This is a genomic window from Haloarchaeobius iranensis, from assembly GCF_900103505.1.
GTDB lineage: Archaea > Halobacteriota > Halobacteria > Halobacteriales > Natrialbaceae > Haloarchaeobius > Haloarchaeobius iranensis.
Map to the genome: position 1 here is coordinate 1 of NZ_FNIA01000057.1, position 4,872 is coordinate 4,872.

The 4,872-nt window shown below is 58.7% G+C and carries 2 protein-coding genes and 1 pseudogene; 1 reads left to right on the plus strand and 2 read right to left on the minus strand.

Going from position 1 to position 4,872, the window contains the following annotated elements; translation table 11 throughout:
• Nucleotides 1-535, minus strand: a pseudogene (locus BLT27_RS18825) (hypothetical protein); the annotation flags it as partial.
• Nucleotides 536-545: 10 nt separating this feature from the next.
• Nucleotides 546-1,820 (minus strand): IS4 family transposase, encoded by a 1,275-nt coding sequence (locus BLT27_RS18830; protein ID WP_089736664.1) that lies wholly within the window; start codon nt 1,818-1,820, stop codon nt 546-548.
• Between the two features lie 542 nt (nt 1,821-2,362).
• Between BLT27_RS18830 and BLT27_RS18835 the strand changes: the two genes are divergently transcribed.
• Complete coding sequence (locus BLT27_RS18835; protein WP_089736662.1) at nt 2,363-4,774, plus strand: STT3 domain-containing protein; 2,412 nt, start codon at nt 2,363-2,365, stop codon at nt 4,772-4,774.
• Nucleotides 4,775-4,872 lie beyond the last annotated feature (98 nt).

The following is a 4,872-nucleotide window of genomic DNA, read 5'->3' on the forward strand; positions in this document are numbered from 1 at the left end:
CGTTCTCGTCGAGGTAGTCGACGAGGTCGAAGTGCGGGTCGCCCTCTTCGGGAACGTGGTCGAATATCGCGGCGAGTCGCTGGTCGATGGGGATCTTCTCGATGCGGTTCGCGACCCCCTGCATGATCTCGTCGAACGACCGGGCGCTGTTCGCCGTCACGCCGGCGAGCATCTTCTCCAAATCCGGGTCGGAGACTGCGGGCGCCGTCTGTCGCTCGTGAAGCTGCCGGAGCGCAGCATGGAGGTCCCGGTGGGAGAACGCGTCGTCACCGTTGACCGGGTCGTACAGCGCCTTCACCATGTACCGGATGATGTCCGGCGACCTGACCGCGCGTTCGAACCGTTCGGTTCCCATGACCTGCCCGAGGATTTCGAGGTAGTGGTCGACGCTGTCCTCGACGGCCGTGGTTCTCGGGATCCCCGCGTCGAGCTGGTCGCGGATGTCGAAGAACGAGAACGCCGGCAGGACCTTCGTGCAGTCGAAATAGAGGACGTTGTTCAGGTGGCCGTACTTCGAATAATGGGCCCGCATCATCCGTCTTTAGTTAAGCCTCACACCTCGGTTGTGTAGCGGTAGCGAGCGTCTCTTGTAAGATTGGTCGTCGCTTGTGGATCTTTTGAGCGTCTTCGATCAGCCGGTCGAGCAGCGGCGGTGGTGAGTAGCCAAGGAACTCACCGAGTTCGTGGAGAATGAGCTGGGCGTGCGACCGAAAGGTCGCCGCCCAGCGCTCTGTCGGAAACACAAGCTCATCATCCGCCTGCTCAGTGACTAGATCCAACAGATCGCGGCTTACAAGCGGCGACAGCAGCGCTGCGTACAATAAGATCATCACCACGTGTTCGTCACTCGTGTCGAACTCGTCCAATTCGTACTGTGTCTTCAGCTCCCGGAACAGCAACTCAACTTCCCACCGACAGCGGTAGATCTCCGCTAAATCCGCCGGAAAGAACTCCTTCCTCGCTAAATTCGTCATGTACAGGTGGTAGTCGTCGGCGTCCTCGTCGCGGACGCCGACGACGCGAAATCGCTTCGTATCCAGCGACTGTGTCCCATTATACGGCCCCCGTTTGAACTCGACTTCGACCTCTACATCAATGTATTTCCGGTCAAGATCATCGAGAACAGCTCGGAGCTGCTCGCCCTCTAAGGGAATGGCGCGGCCGCGCCATTCCCGTAACTCCCCCGTAATGAGCGGATTTGCGTTCTGCTTCAGCCGACTCACGAAGTAGCCGTCGTTTTCGTCGATCAGCGCAAACCGGCGGTATTTGAAGTAGGCGAGATCGAACAGCACAAGGCGATTCTCAAGCCACGGCCCCGTGTTGAACAAGGTGCTGTCGTGCGTTTTCTCGTTAGCAGTATCGAGCCGTTCAATCGTCTGCTCTGTGGCATTGTGGAGCAGGTGGAGCTTCGCTCCAGCCTGCTCCTCGTGGCGGGCTTCAAACTGATCTGAGAGAAACTCGTGTAACCGCAACACCGTTCCATCAGCGATCATCACGTCTCTAAATCGGTCGATATCAGCGTCAAAAGCGTTAGGAACAGCGACCTCGTCGAGGCCCCGCTCGACGAGGTCGCGGAGGTACTCCGCAAGCGTCGGTGTCAACCGCTGATAGAATCCACCAGGAGAGATCGTCTCATCGGCAGTAGAGTTGTAACAGCGTCTAAACCCGGCGAGTGTTCGGCTTTCGCCTGCGGCGAAGCCGAACACGAACGCCCAAACGAAGGCAGGGATCTGGAGCTTACGGTCACGTTCGACCACGCCGAGTTCCTCGGCGTGCTCTTCGAGGAACTCAGAGGGAAACAGTGTAGTGAGCCGACGCATAATCCGAGATGAGGAGTCCTTGTCGTGCACAGACTGGACTTCCTCATTCCTTCCGAAAGATGCCTCGATAAGCCGCCGCTATCACGCGTTTTCTCGCTTAACTAAAGACGGATGCACCGGCCAGTATACTGGCCAAGAGCTCTACCATGATGGTAGTGGGACCGGTAACCCGGAAGGTCCCGTGTTCTGGGATGAGGGCGGAAATTGGGTCAGTCAGGTTGACGGCTCAACGATTAACTAAGCTCTGAACCGTACTCCGGAGGTGGATCGAACTCGGTCATACGCGGTTTCACTTGGAGATTCTCAATAATATTCTGACTATATAGATATGTTAGGGAATTTTGCTGGTAGGGTGGGGCTCATCGTTCGTCGACAGTCTTTGTAGCTGCTTACGAGAGATGCTGACACGCGTCCGTCGGCCGGTATCATTTAATTCGGGGTTCGTCTGTTGTTCTCACCTATTCACAGCGCGCACAACGATACGACTCCGACCCGACGACCATCGCGATGGATTTATTCCGCTCACCGCGGAGTAACGGAGTATGGACGACGTTCGGTCCGCGACCGAGTCGCTGCTCGCGGACAAGCCTTCGCTGGAGGCGGACCTGGAAGCGGTTCTCGACGTCGACGCGGACGCCGACAGCTGGACGTTCGACGACGTGCCGCTGGACTCGGGGACGTTCGGCGAACTCGTCTCCCGAGGGGTCGTCGAGAAGGACGACGACGGCGACTACCGGGTCGCGGACCGGTCCGCCGTTCGTGCCGCACTCGACGGCGAGGAAGCTGTGAGGGAGGATGAGCGGTCGGAGGTTTCGGTTCCCTCGTTTTCGTTGCCATCTGTTGACCGGAACGCCGCGCTCGCGCTGGCCGGTGCGCTCCTGTTTGTGGTTCTGATGCGGTCGTTCTCCGTGCCGTCGGTGTTCCGTGGCGACGCCGTCGTACTCTCCTCGAACGATCCGTACTACTACCGATATCTCGTCGAACAGTTACTCGCACAGTCGAGTGATCCAACAAACGTTCGCGTTCTCTCCGATATCCAGCTCCGTGCTCGTAAAGGTGAACCACTACTAATCGGTGTCCTCTGGTTCGTCTCTGCACTTCTCGGTGGTGGTCAGTACACGACTGGTGCAGTACTGGCAATCTACCCGGTGATTTCGGCCATCGTCGTCGGAGCGTTGCTGTACCTGCTCACCCTGCGATTGAGCGACGACCGATGGGTGGCGATCGCTGCAGTCCTGATGCTCGCCGTAATTCCCGACCACGCACTACGGACGGCGGTCGGCTTCGCCGATCATCACGCCTTCGATTACCCGTGGTTGCTGCTCACAGCTTATGGACTCGTCGTGGCGACCGACAGTCCGGATATCCGGGCATGGTCGGGCTGGGCTGCGGTTCCGTGTTTGGCCGTCGGCATCACCGGTCAAGTCCTCGCCTGGGAAGCTGGACCGCTGCTGATTCTCCCGGTGGGTGTCTACGTTGCGGGCTCTGCCCTGGCGATAGTGGCTGCTGGTGGCAGACCGCTGCGTGACCATGCTCCGATACTGCTCGGGACTGGACTCGCGGCTGGACTCGTCTGGATGGTCCACTCGACGCTCGACTGGCACACGGACCTCGCGGCCTCGACACCAGCACTCCTGTTCGCTGGTGTCTTCACAGTCACCTTGCTCGCTGAGATGTTCACCCGAGCAGGACTCTCCGCACGGGCGTATGCCCTTGCTGAGGCCGTCGGTGGGGCTGTCGTAGTTGCAGGTGCGTTTGCGGTCCTTCCCGATCTCGAATCGACACTCTCCGAGCGACTCGACTTCCTGTTCAATACTCAGGGGATCGCCGAATCACAGCCCCTACTTCAGGGCGATCTCGGCTTGATAGTCGCGCCGATTTTCTGGTTCGGGTTCCTCCTGTTCCTCGCGCTTCCGTATCTCGGATGGACTACCTGGCGTACTGCACGGACAGGAGGTCGACGCTGGCTCGTACCTTGCATCTACGCCTGGTTCTTCCTGATCCTTGCTCTGATTCAAGTGCGTTTCAGCGGTGAGCTCGGTGCATTCGTCGCTCTCTTCGCAGGACTTGGGTTCGTACACCTCGCCTCTATCGTCGATATTACTGACTCTGCTCCGGATGTACTGACCGACTCTGGACGCACGCTGTCCGGCCGAATGCCCGTTGATCGCCGACCGGGACTCGCTTTGCCAGACACGGCCGCTCTCAGGTACCTCGTCGTCCTGTTCGTCCTCGTCGCTGGCGTGGGGATGCTCTTCGCTCCATTGAAAATCGACCTCACGACGATCGACGATACCCAGTACGAGACCGTGCAAGCCATCGAGAACCACGCTGCGGAGCACGAACAAGAGTATCCCGAGAACTACGTGTTCAGTCAATGGGACCGCAACCGGATGTACAACTACTTCGTGAACGGGAAGTCGGAATCGTACGGATTCGCACAGTCGAACTACGACCAGTTCTTGTCCGAGACAGACTCGGAGGCTGCCTTCGACCGACTCGGGAACAGACGGGGATACGTGGTGACCGAGAACGAGTGGGTTCCCGAAGAGATGAACGACTCGTCAGTCGGGGTTCGGTTGCACGAATACTGGGGGAGTGCGACCGACGGTTCCGACGGTCTGGGTCGATACCGGGCGATACACGCGAGCTCCGGTGGGTCAACCAAGGTGTTCGAAGTTGTCTCCGGAGCGGTCATCGAAGGTAACGCTACTCCTGGTGAAACAGTTGTCGTGACCACGAGTGCCTCCATCTCTGGAACTGACTTCACGTACGAACGGATGGCAACGGCGACCGAACAGGGGCGTTACCGCGTACGCGTCGCGTATCCGGGTACGTATACCGTTCAGGGACAACAAGTCTCGGTGTCGGAGGTCGCGGTTGACCGCGGGACGACTGTTCGAGTGAATACTACCGCGGCTAACTCGTCGCCCCAATCGTTTCCTGGTCTGTAGATCCGGCTGTGTTGAATCACTAGACGGCACCAGGATGGGTCGCTAAATCAAAGGAGTTGAAGCGGAGAGATTCGGTTATCCATGACACAAATCTCCCG

What these genes read in the sequence shown, in the direction of transcription:
- BLT27_RS18830 (WP_089736664.1), bottom strand. Translation starts at nt 1,820, where the DNA reads ATGCGTCGGCTCACTACACTGTTTCCCTCTGAGTTCCTCGAAGAGCAC.
- BLT27_RS18835 (WP_089736662.1), top strand. Translation starts at nt 2,363, where the DNA reads ATGGACGACGTTCGGTCCGCGACCGAGTCGCTGCTCGCGGACAAGCCT.